An 18,996-nucleotide genomic window follows, 5' to 3' on the forward strand; every position below is an offset into this window, starting at 1 on the left:
GTTACTCCTTTTATAATTAAACATTTACGGTTTCAGCATCTTTCGATGAAAGAGCTTGCGATTACTGCCCTTGCGTCTCCAAGGTGCCGTCGCTTCTTTGACGGCCCAATACTTGTCCACCATCGTCACAATATAAGACTCCTTATAGCGCGGCGGAGCAATGGTCGCCCCCCACATATGCTTGACGATAATATCCTCTTCGACTTTATTAAGCTTGGTAATCTTACGAGCATTGCGAACTGCCAGCCTCGGATGAACCCAGGCATGACTCTTCTTAAACTTGGTTACACGCCAGTCATAGTAGAATAAGTCATGAAGCAGGGCACCGCGTGCCGTGCTGCGGCCATTCCAGCCAAATTTTTTGGCAATTCTGTAACTAGTATAACTTACATTGATGGAATGTTCAAGTCTATTGGAATGAATATGATGGGGAATTTCTTTTAGACGCTGCACACTGGGCTTTTCAATCAAGTGCCCAACATAGGCCATAAATTCCTCGTCCTGTTTGTAAGGCATAGAATCACCTCCCTTGCCAACTATTATATCTCTTTTTCTGATTTTTAGCTTAAATGAAAGATTAAAATACCAGCAGCAACAGCAACATTGAGACTTTCTGCCTGTCCCTTCATGGAAATATGTACCAGAAGATCAGCAGCTGCCGTCATTTCTGAACTAATTCCCTGCCCTTCATTGCCCATGACTAGAGCAAAGCTCTCTTTACTATCCACCTCTCTGTAATCGATAGATGTTAACGACAAGGTCGACGCTAGAATTGGCAGACTGGAAGACTGAGCCAGCCTAATAAAATCAGCCGTATCCATCCGATAAACTGGCAGATGGAAATGGCTCCCCTGCATAGAGCGCAGCGTTTTTAGGTTATAGATGTCTGCCGACGAGCTAGAGATAAAAACCCCGTCAAAACCAGCTGCATCCGCAGTCCGAATGATGGTGCCGACATTACCTGGATCCTGAATGTCCTCCAAGAAAAGATAGCGTCCACTTAACTCCGATGGTATTTCTTCCCTTTCAAAAGCCACTTCCGCGACAATCCCCTGTGGCGTCTTACTATCAGCCAAATCTGCTAAAATCTCTGGACTGACAAAGATTACCTGAGAAAAATCAGCTAATCGCTCTGCGTATTCCGCTAAAGCAAAAATCCGAATCAGCTCTGCCCCGCTGCTGACAGCTTCCTCAAATAAATGCCAGCCCTCGATCAAATAAGAATCCTTGCGGTATTTTTTGTGATGAAGTTTTTTAGCTTTTTTTACCACATTATTGGCTTTTGAGGTTATAATATTCATAAGAACATTATACCACAATTTAGCAGACTTGCACTCATACTGAGGGCTTAAATCCCCTCGGTCCGCTCACTAAAGGAGGATGCCATGCAAAAAGTGAAAATGACAGCCCAAGGACGGGTACAAGGGGTTGGATTCCGCTGGGGAGTCTATTCTCTAGCGCTGGAAATCGGAGGTATTACCGGCCGGGTCTGGAACAACGACGACGGTACTGTTGGTATTCTGGCTCAGGCTGATGACCCAGCTCTGATGGCCAAATTTATCCAGGAAATCCGCAAGGGACCGACCCCTTTTTCTAAGGTCAGTTATTTGGATGTGATCATGGCTAATTTCGACTCCTATCCTGACTTTAAAATTTCAAATTAGGTCTGCAGAACTATTGTATATTTTGCAAAAAAACAGTAGAATAGATAGGTATTATTTTTTAGAAACAAAGGATATGAACTCGTGAAACATTTCAAACGCTTTTTATTCTCCGGTATGGGACTGGCTGCGCTTCTTTTCCTGTCCGGCTGTGTGGGCCGCGACAAGGCCGGTAATCCTTCTGGTCTGATCTGGGACGTGATTGGTCAGCCTATGGCGGATGGTATCCAATTCTTTGCCAAGAATTCAGGTCTGGGTTATGGTCTGGCGATTATCATCGTTACGCTCATCGTGCGGATTATCATTCTGCCGCTGGGAATCTATCAGTCTTGGAAAGCAACGCTTCAGTCTGAAAAGATGAACTACTTTAAGCCGATTTTTGCCCCAATCCAAGAGCGAATCAAAAATGCCGAAACTCAGGAAGAGAAAATGCAGGCTCAGCAAGAACTGATGGCTGCTCAAAAAGAGAATGGACTCAGCATGTTTGGCGGTATAGGCTGTCTGCCTTTGCTCATCCAAATGCCTTTCTTCTCAGCCCTCTTCTTTGCAGCCCAGTATACTCAAGGAGTTGCAGGCAGTTCCTTCCTCTGGATTAAAGACCTGGCCAAAAGCGATTGGGCTTTGACTGCCATTGTCGGTATCCTCTACTATATCCAGTCAGTGCTCTCTCTGCATGGCATTGAAGATGAAACTCAAAGAAACAGCATGAAACAGGCTTCTTATATGAGTCCTATCATGATTGTTGGTTTCTCATTCCTCTCTCCTGCCGCAGTTACTCTCTACTGGGTAGTCGGTGGATTTATCCAAATCATCCAGCAATTTATCATCAACTACATCATTCGACCTCGCTTGAGAAAACAGGTAGCTGAGGAATTTGAAAAAAATCCTCCTAAAGGCTTGAAAAAAGCGAGTCGGGCTAAAGATGTCACTCCAAAAGCTCAGCCGGCTATTGAGCAAAAGAACAAAAAGAAAAAGAACCGCAATGCTGGTAAGCAACGGTCAAGATAAAGAAAAATTCTTCTAGCTAATACTAGAAGAATTTTTTAATCTCAAGTAAGAATCAGCGTAACCGATACAAAAAACTCAGCAAACAAAGCAATAACTGATTAACGAGGTGACTCTATCACAGTAAAACGGTAAAGCCAATCAAGCCCTTCTTATATGAAACCCAAATCCTGCCCTTGAAAATCCGTACCAGACTTTCTGCCATGGATAGGCCAATCCCGTAGCCAGGCTGCTTCTGATTGTGCGATTCGTCTTCGCGATAGAAACGGTCAAAGAAACGACTGTAATCAACATTTTTACCATCAGCATAGCTATTAGCTACCGTCAGACGGGCTCGTTTCCCGCGCTTGGCCTTGGTCAAGGTAACAAAAATTTGCCCATCTTCGTCACAATACTTGCAGGCATTGTCAATCAGGATACTGACCAATTCATAGAGTTCATCTTCAGTTGCCTTGACATGGATGTCTTCCTGCAGCTTGATCTCGTACTTCTTGCCTGCCTTCTCGATGACAGACTTGAAGTTCCCAGCCACTTTTTTAACAACTTCTGAGAAATTCACATCCACCAAGTTAACATCTGGCTGCTCTTCCAGACGGGCCAGAACGACCATTTGATTGATTAGGTTGCTGAGTCGCTTGACCTGATCCTTGGTGCTTTCTGTCCATTCATTTTCGCCAGTCATCAGCTCTTGCAGCTCCGTATTGGCTGAAATGATTGCCAATGGCGTCTTCAATTCATGTCCAGCATTGGTAATGAAACGTTTTTGGTTTTCATAGTTTTTGATATAGGGACGGACAGCAAAGTTGGAAAATCCAGACACGACCAAGACAAAGAAAATAAAGCTATAGAAGCACAACTGGATAGACAGCCAGAAAAAGTCATTGCGGCTTTCGAGATAATTAGTCGAATCTAAGACCACCAGTAAATAGCGCTTGGTCTTGGAATCCTGCGTTATCTGGTAGGAATAAAACTGACTCCCTACTCTAAAAACGCCACTGCTGCGGCTGTCCTTAATCACTTTGTTAGCATAGCTGAGCGCCTGCTCCTTAGATAGATTGGACAGATGGTCCAAGTTAGAGGAGTAAAGTGTTTTGTCTTCCTTATAGACCACGCTGAAATAGCGGTATTGGTAGATGGTATCAATGGTGATACGGTCGTTTTGCAAGCTCTCTGCCGTTTCTTCTACACTGGGAAAATCTCCATTATTGGCAGATAGAATATTGAGAACGGCTTGGATTTCTCCGTTGGTCTGCAGAAAGCGAACGGAGTTTAAGACAGCAATCATGGTCAGCAAAATACAGACAATAGCCGCCGAAGCCAGCAGAATGAACCGAATTTTAAGCTTCCGAAACATGGCTATCTCCTTCCAGCAGCACCAGAGTGAAACTGCCGCCTTCCTCACCCAAGATAGCAAGATCAGCATGAATAGCCTTCAGCTTCTGACGCAAATAGGAAATATAAATCCAGACGAAGCCTTCGTCCAAATCCTCATCCTCGTCTTTGGACCAAACATGGTGGAAGATTTCCTGAGTAGAAAGACTCTTCTGGGCATTGAGCATGAGAAATTCCATCATTCTAGATTCCTTACCGGCTAGGCGGATGGAGTTGGAGCTAATAAGCTCATGTTCTCCGACATTGAGACTCGTTTGGCCAATCTGCAGCAAATTGGGGGTGAACGTCGCTACCCGTCTTGACATAGACCGCAGGCGAGCCAGAAGCTCTTTCAGAGAGAAGGGCTTGGTCAAATAATCATCTGCACCGGCATCCAGCCCTGTGACCTTGTCATCCACCTCTGACATAGCTGTCAGCATGATGACGTGGGTCGTATTGCCGGACTGGCGGATTTCTTTCAGCGCTTCAATGCCTGTCTTGACCGGCATCATGATATCCAGAATCATCAAATCATAAGCATTTTCCTTGGCCAAGTCCACAGCTTCTTGCCCATCAAAGGCTGTATCAACCTGATAGCCTTCATGGGTCATCGCCGTTTCCAAGACACGGGACAGCTGTTGCTCATCTTCAGCTAATAAAATCTTCATCATCTCACTCACTTTCTCGAATCAAATTGCGGATGGTCTGCATGGTCACATCACAGGAGGCCAACTCATCTGCACAGCGTTTCAGCTCGCGAACAATCCGCTTGCTGTCTTTTATCTCGTGCTTGTACTTCATCTGATGCTCTAAGCTGGCCCAAGAATCCATAGCAATGGTCCGAAGCTGGATTTCTACAAAATAGCGGCCGGGGTTTTGACCATGACAGTCCTCATAAGGAGTCTCCACCTCTAATATCAAGTGGTAGGAGCGATACCCATTAGGCTTGGCAGCTCGGATATAGTCCTTTTCCAGAACAATCTCACAGCCCTCCAGCTGACGAAGCACCTCAATAGTCTGATAGATGTCCTCGATAAAACCGCAAACAATCCGAATCCCAATCGCATCACGAATTTCTTTCAGGGCAGACTCTGGCGCCCTAGGCAGATTCTTGCGTCGACATTTCTCTTCCATACTGGCTGCCTGCTTGACCCGTGCATTAAAATGCTCAAAAAGCTTCTGCCCTGTTTCCCGCTTGACTCGATCATTAGCCTCTTGAATACGCTGACTAAGATCCTCTAAAATCTTGGGCAGGTAGGCCCCATATTTCCCATAAATATCTTGCTCTTGCATACAGTTCTCCTACTTTTCTAGCTTATTCTCATTATAGCATAACCATCTGTCTTTTCTCTATTTTTCCCCTGCTCTTCTTATCTAGCCTACACCCTTTGTCTTAAAAGAAACGAAAAAAGAACCAGTCTTCTAGCCAGTTCCTTTTGGTATCGATTAAACGGTTTTTTCAACCTTGAGAATTTTAACGTCGTAGCTGCCAACCGGTGTTTCGACTGTTGCAGTATCACCTGTCTTTTTGCCAATCAAAGCTTGACCAATCGGGCTTTCATTGGATACCTTGCCTGCAAAAGCATCTGCACCAGCAGAACCAACGATAATGTAGACTTCCTCTTCGCTTTCGCCTATTTCTTGAATGGTAACTGTTTTGCCGATAGCTACTTCATCCTTGGCTACAGCGTCACTGTTTACAATCTCAGCGTAGCGGATCTTGGTTTCCAGACTAGAAATCTGACCTTCCACAAAAGCCTGTTCGTCCTTTGCAGCTTCGTATTCACTGTTTTCTGACAAATCGCCGTAGGAGCGGGCAATCTTAATACGTTCGACCACTTCTGGACGACGCACCAATTTCAATTCTTCTAATTCTTTTTCTAGTTTTTCCTTTTCCTCTAGGGTCATAGGATAAGTTTTTTCAGCCATTTTTTCTCTTTTCTTTTATTTTCTTTTATTTTAAAACTAAAACAAGAGGCTGAGACAAGTCTGTATCAGTCCCTTTTTTATATAGCAGGACTGAGAAAGCTAGAACAAAATGCGCTAGCTTTCTCTCGTCTGCAATGACAGCAGTCTAATTAGAACTGCTGCTGGATTGAGTGAGCTTGCTATTGACATGCTCCTCAACATTTTTAGCGTGTTCCTCATAAGTATTGGCGAAGTAAACAGCGCCTGTTTCAACATTTGCCACAAAGTAGAGGTAGTCCGTCTTACTTGGATTAATGGTAGCTTCCAGAGCTGATAGGCTCGGACTATCAACTGGCCCAGGCATAAGCCCTTCTTTTTTATAGACATTGAAAGGCGAGTCGATATTGGTATCAATCTCAGCGTCCTCTTTCAGAGTCGTTTTCTTTCCTAGCTTGCCTTGAGCATAAAGGATAGCGATATTACTCTGAAGCGGCATCGCTTGATTGAGACGATTGTAAAATACACTGGCAATATCTTTACGGTCCTGGTCTGTCGAACCTTCTTTTTCCACCAAAGAAGCAAGTGTCAGAACTTCATTAACCGTTAGGTTCTTCGCTTCGATAGTAGAGTAGTAAGAAGACAGATTGGTATTCATAGCGCCCAACATCTGGTCAATCAAGCTTTCCAAATCCGCATCCTCACCATAGTTATAAGTGGCAGGGAAGAGGTAACCTTCTAAGCGATACTTGACTCCGCTGTCCTTGCTTGGCAATGTACCCAGCAACTGTGGATATTTAGCCGCCATCTTGGAAATGAAAGCTTCATCCTGCACCTTAGCTAGGAAATCGTCCTTGCTAAAAGGTGTCTTGCTAGTCTTTTTAGAAGTTGCAGCTGCATTAACTGTCACAGCCTCTGCAATCTGCTCCAGTGTATAGCCTTCAGGAATAGTAACCTTACCAACAACTGGTGGTTGCGGCGTATCCGTTCCACCTTCCTGAAGCTGACGAGCAATGGTATCTAAGTCCATGCTCTTCTGGAGATTGTAATAACCAGACTGGTAATTGTTAAAGCTTTTAATCTTGGAATAGAGACTAAAAACTTGGGCATTTTTAATCAGCCCCTTTTTCTCGAGGATTTCTCCAATCTGCTTAGAGCTTGAGCCTTCTGGTACTTCAACTGTCACATACTCTGTTGCGTTTGCATCAACAGGTTTAAGAGCTGAAGATACATAAGTATAGCCGACAACTCCTGTGACCACAAGTCCCAGCAGGACAATCAGCAGAACCGTTGTCATAATCCTGCGGGCTAATGTGTTTTGACGTTTTTTCTTGACCGTGTTGTTGGCCCGATTAGCCCGAGATAGAACCTCATTGGGCTTCTTATCTTCCTCATCCACTCGGCCATAGACCTGAGGGTGAGCCTTTTCATTCTCTGCAACCTTGTAGGAAACATCTACCGAAGCCGGTCTAGCTTCAAAGGCATCCGCAGCTGCTGTTTCTTTTGCAGAAGCAGAGTCCGCTTCTGATTGGCTAGTTGAAGAGGGAGTTTGTTCTTCCTTTTCTCCAGCTAAGTCTTTCAAAATCTGCTCTTTAAAGCTCAGATTCTTCTCTTTGTCTTGTGATTTTTCAGTCAAAAATTTGACCTCCTTCATCATAATCCCTAACATTATATCTTAAAAGTCAGATAAATGCAATAAGAGTAGGTATTTACAGCTTTGTATTGGCTTTTTTCAGCTTGAGACTAGGATTTTCCCAGACCATATCAAACCAAGCAGCGCCTGCGTAAGTTGATTTTGACAAACCTTCATTTACAAAGGCATGCTTCTCGTAGTAAGCGGTGAGATAGTCGTGGCAGGTCAGATTGATGCCGTGGCGTTCATCTGCTATAGCAATTTCTTTCATAGCTTCCAGTAGCTTGCGACCGACTCCCATCCCCTGAGCATCCTTCGAGATAGAAAGGCTGGTCAATGAGATAAAGCCACCGTCCAGATGACCATAATCTTCAATCTCCTCTGTAAAGGAAATATCCTTTAAATAACGTTCTGGACGGACAGGTCCCTCCAGATAGCCCAGAATCTTACTATCCTTTTCTGCTACCAAAAAAGTCGAAGATAGGGTTTGGATATGTGCTGCTAGACTTTCTCGACTAACAGCCTCTTCTGGACTGAAATTTTCCAATTCGATAGCATAAATGGCGTCTAAGTCAGCCATTTGAGCTTGACGGATAATCATCACTTCTCCTTAAAATTGGGATTTTCCCACACCATATCAGACCAGACAGCTCCACCGTGAGTTGAGTCAGAAATCCCTTCGTGGACGAAACCATTTATCTCATAATAAGGTATCAGCTCATCATGACAGGTTAGGCTAATGCCCTGTCGATTTTGCTGAACAGCTGTCTCCTTGAGAGCTGCAAGCAACAAGGTTCCGACCCCCTGCCTCTGAAAATCCGGATGGACGGACAGACTTTGGACGGCAATGAAGCCACCTTCTGGAGAATTAGCACCCACCTTACTAAAGAGATCATCTGTCAGATATCGCGCTTGAATAGCCGGTCCAACAATATAGCCTGCAAGCTGACCATGCAGCTCTGCTAGCAAAAAAGTATCAGCAATCTGCTCAATCCGTTCTTTGAGAACTTCTGAACTGGCTGCTTCTGCTGCTGGAAAATTCAGCTGCTCAATTGCAAGAATTTCTTCCCAGTCGCTCAAGTCAGCCCGTCTGATTCGAATCGGTGCTTCCATCAAGTCTCCTCCTACTGAACGTTGCTGGTCAGATTGGACAGGAGACGTTCAAAGGAATATTCATAGGTCTGGATGTCACCAGCTCCCATAAAGACATAAACGGCATTATCGTGGTCAAGAAGCGGAGAAACATTATCCACGTCAATAACCTTGGCCCGCTTCACAATCTTTTCAGCCAGATCTTCGACCTTAACATCGCCATTGTCCACCTCACGAGCAGAACCGTAAATCTGAGCTAAATAAACTGAGTCAGCCTGATTGAGGGCTTCCGCAAATTCGTCCAAGAGAGCAATGGTCCGAGTGAAGGTATGCGGTTGGAAGATTGCCACGATTTCCTTGCTTGGATATTTCTGACGGGCTGCATCCAAGGTTGCGATAATTTCCGTCGGATGGTGAGCAAAGTCATCAATGATAACTGTTTCGTTGACAATTTTCTCTGTAAAGCGGCGCTTAACTCCGCCAAAAGTCTTGAGGTGTTCCCGAACTAGATTCAAATCAAGACCTGCAGTATACAAGAGGCCGATGACTGCTGTCGCATTCATAATGTTGTGACGGCCAAAGCTTGGAATTTGGAACTCACCCAGTTCCTGACCGCGGAAAGAAACTTTAAAGCCTGAACCGCTGGTAGATCGCAAGAGGTCGTGAGCAACAAAGTCATTGCCCTCTTCCTTGAAGCCATAGTAGTAAATCGGAGCCTTGGACGTAATCCGGCGCAGCTGTTCATCTTCTCCATAAATGAAGAGTCCTTTGGTAATCTGCTTGGCATAGTCATTGAAAGCATTAAAGACATCTTCCAGGCTCGTGAAATAATCCGGATGGTCAAAGTCGATATTGGTAATAATCGAATATTCTGGATGATAAGGCATGAAATGACGCTCGTACTCGTCTGACTCAAAGACAAAATACTTGGCATTGGCAGAACCGCGGCCTGTACCATCCCCAATCAGATAGCTAGTATCCGTGATATTGGACAGAACATGGGAGAGAATACCCGTTGTAGAGGTCTTCCCGTGGGCACCAGCCACTCCCAAGCTGACAAAGTCACGCATAAAGCCACCTAAAAATTCATGGTAGCGTTTATAGCTGATACCATTTGCGTCTGCATAGGCAATTTCTACATTGTTATCTGGACGAAAGGCATTGCCGGCAATGATTTCGAAGTCTGGTTGGATATTCTTTTCATCAAAAGGCAGAATGGAAATGCCAGCCTGCTCCAGACCGCGCTGAGTGAAATAATATTTATCAACGTCACTGCCCTGAACCTTATGGCCCATCTGATGCAGCATCAAAGCCAAAGCGCTCATACCAGAGCCCTTAATCCCGATAAAATGATAGGTTTTCGTCATGATTACTCCTTAAGATACAAGGCCATAAAAGCAAATCCAAATAGGAAAATCTCCGCAGACCCTCATCAGCCCGCAGGGATTTTCTTTCTTTACAAGCTTTTAGGCACCACCAAAACACCAAAGAAGCCGGACCAATCAGTAAGTCCTAGCTTCTAGCATCGGTCTTTTTCAACCGATGATGGATGTTATATGCAGATAGATTTTACATTTACATAAGCAAACAGCAATTTCCTTTATACATCAGAAAATTGTAGGCAGAAAAGACTCGAGCAAGCCAGCTTTATTCGCTGTCCAAGCCTGTCAAATTCAGCTCTTGAGCCTTGGAATGCTTCAACTGCTCCTCCTTAGCCCTATCCTGATTATAGATCTGACTGGTTTTTAAAAAATCATAATTGTTTTTCTTAGGCTTTTCTTCTGGCTCCTGCGGCTGAGGGCTATACTCAGGCTGAATATCTGCCAAAATATAGTTATCCTGCTGAAGCCTGTCGCCAAACTTCGTAAATTCCCCTGATGTATTCTTCTGAAAAGGGGCTGTTGGCTTCGGTCTTTCCGCATTAGAAGCTGTTGGAAGCTTTCTGCTGCGGACCTTAGTCGGAAGGTCGCTGGTCAGATAAGACGCTGAACGCTTCTTTTTCAAATCTGCCCGAGCTTCCTCGCGTGCCTGCTCAGCATAACGAATAGCTGGATCTTTCTTATCAATCGGCTTTTTAAAATCCTTGAAAGCAGACTGCTTTTGCAGCGGTCTTCTGATAGCCTGACTGGCAGCGATGGGAGCATGCCTGCTGGAATCCACAATCGGCATCCATTCCAAATAATTACGGTCAGTATAGTCTCCGGTAATGTTGCTAATGAGATCCAGTTCATCATAAAGATTCATATGCGGCATTTCCGTCAGCATGATTTCATCATCTGACACCAGAGGAAATTGTTTATCAGTCATATCTTTTTCCTTTCAACCCTTCATTATTATAAACTATTCAGGCTATTTTTCAAGCTATTCTGCCGAAATTCCCAGAATTTCTCGAATTTCCTCCACAGAGAGACTGGATTTGGCTTCTGCTCCGTCGAGAATAGTCGAAACCAGATTGCGCTTGCTCTCCTGCAACTCCTGTATCTTCTCCTCAATCGTACCCCGCGTAATCATTCGATAGACTTCGACATTGCGCTCCTGACCGATACGGTGGGCACGGCCGATAGCCTGGGCCTCAACCGCTGGATTCCACCAGAGGTCGACCAAGATAACTGTGTCTGCACCAGTCAGATTGAGACCGACACCTCCAGCCTTAAGGGAGATCAGAAAGGCTGAACGCTGACCGTCATTGAAAGCTGTTGTCATGTCCTGACGCTCCTTGGCTGGAGTAGAGCCTGTAATCTTAAAGGACTCCATGCCTAGCTTATCCAGCTCACTCTCGATAATATCCAGCATACCACGAAATTGTGAAAATATGAGGACACGACGATTACCATCTTGTATCTGTTCAAGTAATTCCCGCAAACTTTCTAGCTTACCGCTCTCGCCCTCGTAATCTTCCATAAACAGCTTCGGAGTATCACAGATCTGACGGAGACGCATAAGACCTGACAGAATCTCTATCTTGCTGCGGTTGATTTCATCTTCTGTCGCATGGATGATTCTGTCCTGCATCTGCTTGAGCAGAGCCAGATAAATGGTCTTCTGACTATCTGCCAATTCATTGCGATAGGCAACTTCAATCAAATCAGGCAATTCCTGCAGCACATCTTCTTTCTTGCGCCGCATGACAAATGGTTTGATATAGCGAGCGACTTTCTCAGCCGGCAGTTTTAAAAATTCCTTTTTGCCTGGCAAAAGTCCTGGCATGACAATCTGGAAAATAGACCAAAGTTCTCCCAGATTATTCTCAATCGGCGTCCCAGAAAGAGCATAGGTATGCTCCACTTCAAAATCCCGCAAATACTGGGCAATCTTAGTCTGGTCATTCTTCATCACCTGAGCCTCATCCAAAATCAGATACTGGAAGTGGTTATCCTTGTATTCTTCCACATCCTGCCTGAAAGAAGCATAGCTGGTAATGGTAATCTGATGCTTCTCCGCAATCAGCTCATCACGAACATTTTTCAGACCATACACCACCGCCACATCCAAATGTGGAGCAAATTTAGCAAACTCATCGCTCCAGTTATAAATCAAGCTGGATGGCGCCAAGATTAAGACTTTCTTAGAGTCATCTATACGCGAACTCAGAAAAGAAATCGTCTGCAGGGTCTTTCCTAGCCCCATATCGTCAGCCAAGATGCCACCAAAGCCATATTTATCCAGCATGGATAACCACTTGACACCCGTCTCTTGGTAATCCCGAAGTTCAGCCTTGACTTGCAGCTCAGGAAGAGGAAATTCCTCAGGGTGAGTCAGGTCAAAGGCCAGCTGCTGCACATCTTTTGAAAACTGTACCCTATCCTTGCCCTTGAAAAACTCTGCCAATTGATAAGCTGCCAGACTGCTGGTCTGAATGAAACCATTTTTAGTCCGCTTACTCCGCAGCTGCTGTAAAGTCCGACTCATCTCCTTGGTCTCTTCATCAAAAATCAAGACTTGCCCAGACTTACTGATAAAGAAGTCCTGCTCCTTAAAGAGCGAATCAAGAACTGCGTCAATCTCTGACTGCGCAATGCCAGCAAAATCGAAACCAACATCTAAGAGGCCGCCCTTCATCTTGACAGAGATCCTTGGACTTTCTGTCTGTGCCAGTGCCTCTAACTCTTCTGTCATACTGACATGGCCCAAAGCCTCAAAATTGGGAATCACTTCCGAGAAGAAATGATAAATTTCTTCCGGTTTCAGAGGCGGTCGCTGACTGTAAAAATCTGCCACAAAACCTGCCTGCAGCATTTGCTTAAAGACTTGCTGCTCATGCTCAAAATTACCCGCAAAAGGCAGACGTTCCAAATCTTTACGAGTCGTCACCTTCCTGTCTCCATAGTCAAAGACAGTGTCCAAAATCAGACGCTTGTCAGGACCGATGTCAAAGTCAAACTTGGCTGTAAAGTCATGAATCATCATACTTTCAGGTGCTTCTATCCGACCAACCTTTTTAAACTCAGACAGACTGGAAGCCAGCTTCGTTCTCTCTGACAAGTCGAATTGCAGGCGCTTCAACCGATCATGCTCTATAGGCAACTCCCGTAAAGCCTTAATTAGTCTTATCTGCTGAGGATTTAGCTGATAGAAGGTATCTCCATAAAAGATAAACTGCCCATCATAAAGCATCTTATAATTCTTCTCAGCAATGACTAGCTCAAAATGCTCTTCATACTCTTCCACTTGGAAAGTATAAACTTCTGCCTCTTCATGTAAATCTTGGAAAAAGACTTCACTGTAGTCATAAAGGCTGTACTCTAAGCGGAAAGAAGACAGATTCATCAGGAAGATAACCCCCTCTTCAAAGATACTAGCCGAGAAGAAAAGATTGCGCCCAGCATTTGGGAAAATCAAAGAAGAATCTTGCCCCTGATAGTCAGACACTAGTCCTTGCAGGAAAACGAGCAAATCTTGACTGGCTTCATCAAAATCCTCCAAATGAATAGCCTCATAGTAACTCTTACCAATCTGATAATGTCCGCCCTTTTCCAAGGTTCGAAGGAAGGAAAGAACGTCTCGGACAACATAAGAGCGCTCGTCCGGCAAGCGACTGATTCGGAGACTCCAGAGAAACTGTCCAGTATAAGAGTCCTCTTGACCAGTAGCCGAGAGCTCGTAACGAACCTGTTGATTAGATTTATCCGGCAAGACCTTATCCAAGAACAAGCTTCCAAAAGAAACCAGCTCTTGGGTTTCCTGACTGGTCAACTCCTCTTCTTTCATACTCTTTAGCACATCTTTTCCAGATGGAGCATTTTTCAGATAATACTCCAAGGCCGCCAGATGGGCACAATATTTTTTCTTCTGGAAAAAGTCGCAATAACAAAAGATGACATCATCATCCAAGCTATAGCGCAGATTACACTCGTCCACACGAGCATATAAAAGAGAATCACTGACCTCAAGGATTACTACCTTATTGTTTTCAACCAGGGCAATTCCTTCTGTCCGAATCTTACCAGGAATTAATTTTGCCATAATTACCACCTTACATTTATCTCACCATTATACCATACTTTCGACATAAAAAAAGAAAAGCAAGCTCTTATGCTTACTTTCATTTTTACATATAAACGTATGTTTGTCAAATTGCTATTTTCAAACTCTACTTCCGCTTCCTTGCAATCAAGTGAATTGGGGTCCCTTCAAAGACAAAAGCCTTGCGGATTTGATTTTCCAAGAAACGCAGGTAAGAGAAGTGCATAAGCTCTTCTTCGTTGACAAAGATGACAAAGGTTGGAGGTTTGGTTGCTACCTGAGTCGCATAGAAAATCTTAAGACGCTTGCCCTTGTCAGTCGGTGTCGGATTAATCGCGATAGCATCCATGATGACATCATTAAGCACTGCTGACGGAATACGGGTATTCTGACTCTGACTGATTTGCTTAATCATGTCCGGCAGCTTATGGAGACGCTGCTTGGTTAGAGCAGAGACAAAGATAATCGGTGCATAAGACAGATACTGGAACTGGTCACGAATATCTGCTTCCCAGTCTTTCATGGTATGGTTATCTTTTTCTAGCGTATCCCACTTATTGACAACGATGATTATTCCTTTTCCTGCTTCATGGGCAAAGCCAGCGATTCGCTTGTCGTACTCACGAATTCCTTCTTCAGCATTCAGCACCATCAGAACGACATCTGAGCGGTCAATCGCCCGCATAGCCCGCATGACAGAGTATTTCTCTGTGTTTTCATAGACCTTACCTGACTTGCGCATACCAGCCGTGTCGATCATGGTAAATTCCTGACCCTCACTGTCCGTAAAGACCGTATCAATAGCGTCACGCGTAGTACCGGCAACAGGACTGGCAATAACCCGCTCCTCACCCAAGATAGCATTGATCAAGCTAGACTTGCCGACATTAGGCCGACCAATCAAGCTAAACTTAATCATATCAGGATTTTCAGCTACTTCTTCATTTGGCAGATTTTCAACGATTGCATCAAGAACATCTCCTGTACCAATCCCATGGACTGAGGAAACTGGAAATGGATCACCCAAGCCCAGCGCATAGAAATCAAAAATCTCATTGCGCATTTCAGGATTATCCACCTTATTGACCGCTAAAATAATCGGCTTATGGGTCTTGTAGAGCATGCGAGCCACATACTCGTCCGCATCCGTGATACCTTCCTTGCCAGACACGACAAAAACGATAACATCTGCTTCGTCCATAGCAATCTCAGCCTGGTGTTTGATTTGCTCCATAAAAGGCGCGTCAACATCGTCAATTCCGCCCGTGTCAATAATACTAAACTTACGGTTGAGCCAGCTTGCTGTCGCATAGATTCGGTCGCGGGTCACCCCTTCAACATCTTCCACAATAGAAATTCGCTCACCGGCAATCCGATTGAAGAGCGTTGATTTGCCGACATTGGGACGGCCGACAATGGCAATAGTTGGTAAGGCCATGTTTTTCCTCTTTCATTCTTTAGGACAGAGCCAAACTCCGTCCTATTTTTCTAATTTCTTTTCTTTAAACAATTGGTCGATAGCCTGATTTGGCTCTTGACCAAATTGAGCAGCTAGGCGCTGACTCCAAGTTTCCTTAGCTCGCTCGCCAGCATATTCAGTCTGTACGCGGTCATAAGCTTGAATAGTGGAACGATCCTGTTCACGATATTCTTCCTCAAAGGCCACTGCTTCATAAGGCAGCCGCGGTTTGACTGCATGGTTCTGGTTGGGAGTTCCCAGAGCAATCCCAAAGACTGGATAAGTGTAGTCCGGTAGCTTAAAAAGCTCTGCTATTTGACTGGCAGCATATCGAACCAGTCCAATGATTACTCCACCATAACCCAAACTTTCAGCTGCTAACAGGGTATTTTGTCCAGCTAAAGCAGCATCTACTGAGCTTATCAGGAGATTTTCTGTTCCCTCAGGATAAAAGTCTTCCGTATGCATGTGAACGCCCTTTTGGGCACGATTGAGGTCGCCAACAAAAAGCAGGAAAGCCGAAGACTGCCGAATGGCTTCTTGGGGCACCAAGCCAAAGAGGGCTTCTTTTTTTTCTTTGCTTCGCACTACAATGATAGAGTAAGACTGGAAATTCTTCCAGCTGGACGCAGCCCGACCCGCATTAATGATGGCACGTAATTCCTTATCCGAAATCTGCTTCTCCGTAAAGCGGCGGACAGACGTGTGAGCATTCATCAAGTTAATTGTTTCATTCATCGGCGGTTCTCTCCTTCTAGGCGTACCTCCTGAGCCAGAAACTTAATTCGCTCCATAACTCGCTTGGCCTGCCAAGTCTCATCGCCATTCTTAGAGCTGGCAAAGTGACGCTCCAAATCCGCAAAACTAAAGTTAGAAGTAAAAAAAGTTGGCAGATTTTCCTGCATACGGTGCTGGAGAATGACCTGCAAAATCTCATCGCGCATCCAAGGGCTAGACTGCTCTGCACCGATATCGTCCAAAATCAGCACTTGAGCCGTCTTGACCTGATCAATCTTTTCCTTGACCAAGCCGGAACTGATCGCATTCTTAACATCCAAAACAAAGCTCGGATAGTGGAGCAGTGTCGTTGAAACACTGCGTTTTTCTGACAAATCGTGCGCCAGAGCAGCCATCATGTAGCTCTTTCCGACTCCAAAATCTCCATAGAGGTAAACAGCCTTCTGATAATGTGGAAACTCCGCAACGAAGTTGGTCAACAGTTCAAAAGCCTTGTAGCGACCAACATCATCCAGATCCACCTGTGCTAGACTGGCCTCCTTGAGACTGGCTGGTAGGCTGATAAGATTGAGACGGCTTCTAATGGCCTCCTGTCTCTCTTGCTCAATCAACTCAGGCGTCTCCTCATAGGCAACATCCGCATAGCCTTCATTTTTCACCAAGATTGGCTTATAGCCCTTAGCAATATAGGTCTCATCCCCCAGCAAAAAGCGGTTGCGCTCCGTAATATACTGGTTAAACTTGGAGACACTACGCTGAATCTCAGCTTGGGTCAGCTTTTCCTGCTGGATAAAGGCTGCCACATCTGGATCCGCCATGATTTGCTTGACCAGCTCCTGATAGTCAAACTGCTGCACCCTATTCATATGAGGCATATTCTGTCCTATTTTCTCCATTTATTCGCCTCCTCCTTCAAGTTTGGCTAAGAGCCGACGTTTCTGCTCTTCTAGCTCGGCCTGCTTCTCTGCACTCGTTTCATTTTTATAATCCGGCTGACTCCAGTCAGGTACGTTGCTTTTGGTAGAGCCTTGTCCAGATTTAGCTGGACGGTTCTGGGGCTGCTGGTTGCGCTCACGGATTTTCAAGACTGCTTCCTCAGCTGTCGTCACCTTTTGATAAGAAAAATCATTAGCTACCTTGAGGGCATACTTTTCATTGAGATTGGCTGAATCCACCTTATTAAAGGTCAAGAGCAAGATTACGTTGATAACCTCGTCCAAAAGGCCTAATTCAGCTAAATCCAGCAAAAGCTTTCTCTCCGTCCGCGTAATAGCAGCCTGACGAGTTTTCTTAATTTCTGCCAGGAATACCATTGGTGATGTTCGCTTCGCTTCTTGGATAATAGATTGCTCCTGCTTAGAAAACTGACCTTCTGCTGGCTTCTGAGCTAGCTTTTGCTTCATCCGCTTGGTAGAAATGACCTGAGAAACAGCAGTTTCTCTAGCCAAAACGTAGGTCTCATACCAAGTCCACTTTTTCTGCTCAGCAATTGCAAACAATTCTAGCACATCTTCCTTTTCATTGGCAAAACGAAGATTGTCCTGAGCCATCCGTTGCTTGAAATACTCCAAGTCAAAATCATTGACCTTTCGCACTGTCCTTGGCTGCTCAGCTTCCATACCAAACACCTGCATAAAAGGCTTGATCAATTTATCTCCGCTAGGATTTTCTGGTCGCAGGGCTTCTGCAGCAGCTTCGCCGATTTTCTTTTCCAAGAGCCGGCTGTACACATTATGGCTGAAAAATTCCTCCGCCGTTAAGGTCGAGTGGAGTTGAACCAGATAATAGTCATCTGTTTGATAAAGATCCACTAGCTTAATCGCCGCCAAACGCTCAAAACTTTCTTCTAAAATATTAAGTCCAAAATCTAGATGATTGAGAATCTGACTGAAGAGGTACTGCTTTTGCCCATTATCCCCAAAAGACAGCAGATAAAGATAAAGTGCTACCGCTTCTCTCCCCAAAATCGGTAGATAGAGCTTGGTCAAGATAGCAATATCTGGACTGACTGCATTATTGCGCAAGAAAGAAAACTGATGGTTTGGTTTCATTTATTTGTCCTTTTTCTTCTTGGACCCCTTGGTAATCTGCTTGAGCAGGCTTTCCAGCTCGCCTACATCCTTGAAGCTGCGGTAAACACTGGCGAAGCGAACGTAGGTGATTTCATCCAGCTCGGCCAGTTCATCCATGACTAAGGATCCAATATATTCACTATTGATTTCATTGTCGCTCTGACTACGGACCTTTTGCTCAATTCGGTTGACAATCTCCTCTATTTCGTCACTAGATACTGGCCGCTTTTGAGCGGAGCGAATAATACCGTTAAAAATCTTATCCCGAGAAAATTGCTCGCGTGTCCCGTCCTTTTTGACAACCACTAGGGTTCTCTCTTCGACGCGCTCGTAGGTCGTGAAACGGTGCTGACATTCCTCACACTCACGGCGACGGCGGATCGTATTCCCATCTTCTGCCTGTCTACTATCAACTACACTTGATTTATTCCCACCACATTTCGGACAACGCATACCATTTCCTCCTAGAATCCTAATACTTCATTATAACACGTTTTCAAGAATAACAAAAGACAGCCGTTTGGGGTGTAAAATTTCGCCATTTTCTCCTAAATATATGTTTATCAAAAAGAAAAAGAGAGGCAAATCTGTTGCTTT

Annotated in this window: 19 protein-coding genes; 2 read left to right on the forward strand and 17 right to left on the reverse strand. The window is 44.7% G+C overall.

Features of this window, described 5'->3' with window-relative positions:
- Positions 1 to 24: 24 nt before the first annotated feature.
- Both K4I03_RS04520 and K4I03_RS04525 read right to left on the reverse strand, forming a co-directional pair.
- Positions 25 to 516 (reverse strand): HD domain-containing protein, encoded by a 492-nt coding sequence (locus K4I03_RS04520; protein WP_227963863.1) that lies wholly within the window; start codon positions 514 to 516, stop codon positions 25 to 27.
- A gap of 44 nt (positions 517 to 560) precedes the next feature.
- The gene (locus K4I03_RS04525; protein ID WP_227963864.1) at positions 561 to 1,301 is read right to left on the reverse strand and encodes a TrmH family RNA methyltransferase; all 741 of its coding nucleotides are present in this window, start codon (positions 1,299 to 1,301) and stop codon (positions 561 to 563) included.
- Positions 1,302 to 1,385: 84 nt separating this feature from the next.
- Between K4I03_RS04525 and K4I03_RS04530 the strand changes: the two genes are divergently transcribed.
- A complete protein-coding gene (locus K4I03_RS04530) occupies positions 1,386 to 1,664 on the forward strand; it encodes an acylphosphatase (RefSeq protein ID WP_227963865.1) in 279 nt (92 codons plus the stop codon).
- A gap of 81 nt (positions 1,665 to 1,745) precedes the next feature.
- Positions 1,746 to 2,669 (forward strand): membrane protein insertase YidC, encoded by a 924-nt coding sequence (gene yidC, locus K4I03_RS04535; protein ID WP_002909077.1) that lies wholly within the window; start codon positions 1,746 to 1,748, stop codon positions 2,667 to 2,669.
- Between the two features lie 115 nt (positions 2,670 to 2,784).
- Here yidC and K4I03_RS04540 read toward each other — a convergent pair whose 3' ends face one another.
- From K4I03_RS04540 to nrdR, 15 genes are all read right to left on the reverse strand, one after another.
- The gene (locus K4I03_RS04540) at positions 2,785 to 4,020 is read right to left on the reverse strand and encodes a sensor histidine kinase (protein WP_227963866.1); all 1,236 of its coding nucleotides are present in this window, start codon (positions 4,018 to 4,020) and stop codon (positions 2,785 to 2,787) included.
- The gene (locus K4I03_RS04545; protein ID WP_321573153.1) at positions 4,004 to 4,705 is read right to left on the reverse strand and encodes a response regulator transcription factor; all 702 of its coding nucleotides are present in this window, start codon (positions 4,703 to 4,705) and stop codon (positions 4,004 to 4,006) included. The genes K4I03_RS04540 and K4I03_RS04545 overlap by 17 nt, the downstream gene beginning before the upstream one ends.
- A 4-nt stretch (positions 4,706 to 4,709) precedes the next feature.
- Positions 4,710 to 5,330 (reverse strand): GTP pyrophosphokinase, encoded by a 621-nt coding sequence (locus tag K4I03_RS04550; protein WP_227963868.1) that lies wholly within the window; start codon positions 5,328 to 5,330, stop codon positions 4,710 to 4,712.
- 153 nt (positions 5,331 to 5,483) lie between these two features.
- Entirely contained in the window at positions 5,484 to 5,966 is a 483-nt protein-coding gene (gene greA / locus K4I03_RS04555; protein WP_002931411.1) for a transcription elongation factor GreA, read from the reverse strand.
- 145 nt (positions 5,967 to 6,111) lie between these two features.
- Positions 6,112 to 7,611, reverse strand: a complete 1,500-nt coding sequence (gene mltG / locus K4I03_RS04560; RefSeq protein WP_227963869.1) for an endolytic transglycosylase MltG — start codon at positions 7,609 to 7,611, stop codon at positions 6,112 to 6,114.
- A 40-nt stretch (positions 7,612 to 7,651) separates the two neighbouring features.
- Positions 7,652 to 8,176, reverse strand: coding sequence for a GNAT family N-acetyltransferase (locus K4I03_RS04565; RefSeq protein WP_049543882.1), 525 nt, complete (start codon positions 8,174 to 8,176; stop codon positions 7,652 to 7,654).
- Positions 8,176 to 8,688 carry a GNAT family N-acetyltransferase gene (locus K4I03_RS04570; RefSeq protein WP_009659172.1) on the reverse strand — a complete coding sequence of 171 codons (513 nt, stop codon included), beginning with the start codon at positions 8,686 to 8,688 and terminating at the stop codon, positions 8,176 to 8,178. The genes K4I03_RS04565 and K4I03_RS04570 overlap by 1 nt, the downstream gene beginning before the upstream one ends.
- Positions 8,689 to 8,699: 11 nt before the next feature.
- Positions 8,700 to 10,034, reverse strand: a complete 1,335-nt coding sequence (murC, locus tag K4I03_RS04575; protein WP_002905154.1) for a UDP-N-acetylmuramate--L-alanine ligase — start codon at positions 10,032 to 10,034, stop codon at positions 8,700 to 8,702.
- Between the two features lie 280 nt (positions 10,035 to 10,314).
- The gene (locus K4I03_RS04580) at positions 10,315 to 10,974 is read right to left on the reverse strand and encodes a hypothetical protein (protein WP_002894576.1); all 660 of its coding nucleotides are present in this window, start codon (positions 10,972 to 10,974) and stop codon (positions 10,315 to 10,317) included.
- Positions 10,975 to 11,028: 54 nt separating this feature from the next.
- On the reverse strand, positions 11,029 to 14,130 hold the full coding sequence (locus K4I03_RS04585) for a DEAD/DEAH box helicase (RefSeq protein WP_227963870.1): 3,102 nt from the start codon (positions 14,128 to 14,130) through the stop codon (positions 11,029 to 11,031).
- 127 nt (positions 14,131 to 14,257) lie between these two features.
- Positions 14,258 to 15,568, reverse strand: coding sequence for a ribosome biogenesis GTPase Der (gene der, locus K4I03_RS04590; protein WP_149565162.1), 1,311 nt, complete (start codon positions 15,566 to 15,568; stop codon positions 14,258 to 14,260).
- Positions 15,569 to 15,610: 42 nt separating this feature from the next.
- On the reverse strand, positions 15,611 to 16,327 hold the full coding sequence (locus tag K4I03_RS04595) for an NADPH-dependent oxidoreductase (protein ID WP_149565161.1): 717 nt from the start codon (positions 16,325 to 16,327) through the stop codon (positions 15,611 to 15,613).
- On the reverse strand, positions 16,324 to 17,223 hold the full coding sequence (gene dnaI / locus K4I03_RS04600) for a primosomal protein DnaI (RefSeq protein WP_227963871.1): 900 nt from the start codon (positions 17,221 to 17,223) through the stop codon (positions 16,324 to 16,326). The genes K4I03_RS04595 and dnaI overlap by 4 nt, the downstream gene beginning before the upstream one ends.
- The gene (locus tag K4I03_RS04605; RefSeq protein ID WP_227963872.1) at positions 17,224 to 18,378 is read right to left on the reverse strand and encodes a replication initiation and membrane attachment family protein; all 1,155 of its coding nucleotides are present in this window, start codon (positions 18,376 to 18,378) and stop codon (positions 17,224 to 17,226) included.
- Complete coding sequence (gene nrdR, locus K4I03_RS04610) at positions 18,379 to 18,852, reverse strand: transcriptional regulator NrdR (protein WP_002894570.1); 474 nt, start codon at positions 18,850 to 18,852, stop codon at positions 18,379 to 18,381.
- Between the last annotated feature and the right edge of the window lie 144 nt (positions 18,853 to 18,996).

The organism is Streptococcus sanguinis (assembly GCF_020729725.1).
Taxonomy (GTDB): domain Bacteria; phylum Bacillota; class Bacilli; order Lactobacillales; family Streptococcaceae; genus Streptococcus; species Streptococcus sanguinis_V.

What these genes read in the sequence shown, in the direction of transcription:
- K4I03_RS04550 (WP_227963868.1), bottom strand. Translation starts at nt 5,330, where the DNA reads ATGCAAGAGCAAGATATTTATGGGAAATATGGGGCCTACCTGCCCAAG.
- mltG (WP_227963869.1), bottom strand. Translation starts at nt 7,611, where the DNA reads ATGTTAGGGATTATGATGAAGGAGGTCAAATTTTTGACTGAAAAATCA.
- dnaI (WP_227963871.1), bottom strand. Translation starts at nt 17,223, where the DNA reads ATGGAGAAAATAGGACAGAATATGCCTCATATGAATAGGGTGCAGCAG.
- nrdR (WP_002894570.1), bottom strand. Translation starts at nt 18,852, where the DNA reads ATGCGTTGTCCGAAATGTGGTGGGAATAAATCAAGTGTAGTTGATAGT.
- der (WP_149565162.1), bottom strand. Translation starts at nt 15,568, where the DNA reads ATGGCCTTACCAACTATTGCCATTGTCGGCCGTCCCAATGTCGGCAAA.
- K4I03_RS04540 (WP_227963866.1), bottom strand. Translation starts at nt 4,020, where the DNA reads ATGTTTCGGAAGCTTAAAATTCGGTTCATTCTGCTGGCTTCGGCGGCT.
- murC (WP_002905154.1), bottom strand. Translation starts at nt 10,034, where the DNA reads ATGACGAAAACCTATCATTTTATCGGGATTAAGGGCTCTGGTATGAGC.
- K4I03_RS04585 (WP_227963870.1), bottom strand. Translation starts at nt 14,130, where the DNA reads ATGGCAAAATTAATTCCTGGTAAGATTCGGACAGAAGGAATTGCCCTG.
- K4I03_RS04570 (WP_009659172.1), bottom strand. Translation starts at nt 8,688, where the DNA reads ATGGAAGCACCGATTCGAATCAGACGGGCTGACTTGAGCGACTGGGAA.
- K4I03_RS04525 (WP_227963864.1), bottom strand. Translation starts at nt 1,301, where the DNA reads ATGAATATTATAACCTCAAAAGCCAATAATGTGGTAAAAAAAGCTAAA.
- K4I03_RS04545 (WP_321573153.1), bottom strand. Translation starts at nt 4,705, where the DNA reads ATGAAGATTTTATTAGCTGAAGATGAGCAACAGCTGTCCCGTGTCTTG.
- K4I03_RS04595 (WP_149565161.1), bottom strand. Translation starts at nt 16,327, where the DNA reads ATGAATGAAACAATTAACTTGATGAATGCTCACACGTCTGTCCGCCGC.
- greA (WP_002931411.1), bottom strand. Translation starts at nt 5,966, where the DNA reads ATGGCTGAAAAAACTTATCCTATGACCCTAGAGGAAAAGGAAAAACTA.
- K4I03_RS04530 (WP_227963865.1), top strand. Translation starts at nt 1,386, where the DNA reads ATGCAAAAAGTGAAAATGACAGCCCAAGGACGGGTACAAGGGGTTGGA.
- K4I03_RS04565 (WP_049543882.1), bottom strand. Translation starts at nt 8,176, where the DNA reads ATGATTATCCGTCAAGCTCAAATGGCTGACTTAGACGCCATTTATGCT.
- K4I03_RS04520 (WP_227963863.1), bottom strand. Translation starts at nt 516, where the DNA reads ATGCCTTACAAACAGGACGAGGAATTTATGGCCTATGTTGGGCACTTG.
- K4I03_RS04580 (WP_002894576.1), bottom strand. Translation starts at nt 10,974, where the DNA reads ATGACTGATAAACAATTTCCTCTGGTGTCAGATGATGAAATCATGCTG.
- K4I03_RS04605 (WP_227963872.1), bottom strand. Translation starts at nt 18,378, where the DNA reads ATGAAACCAAACCATCAGTTTTCTTTCTTGCGCAATAATGCAGTCAGT.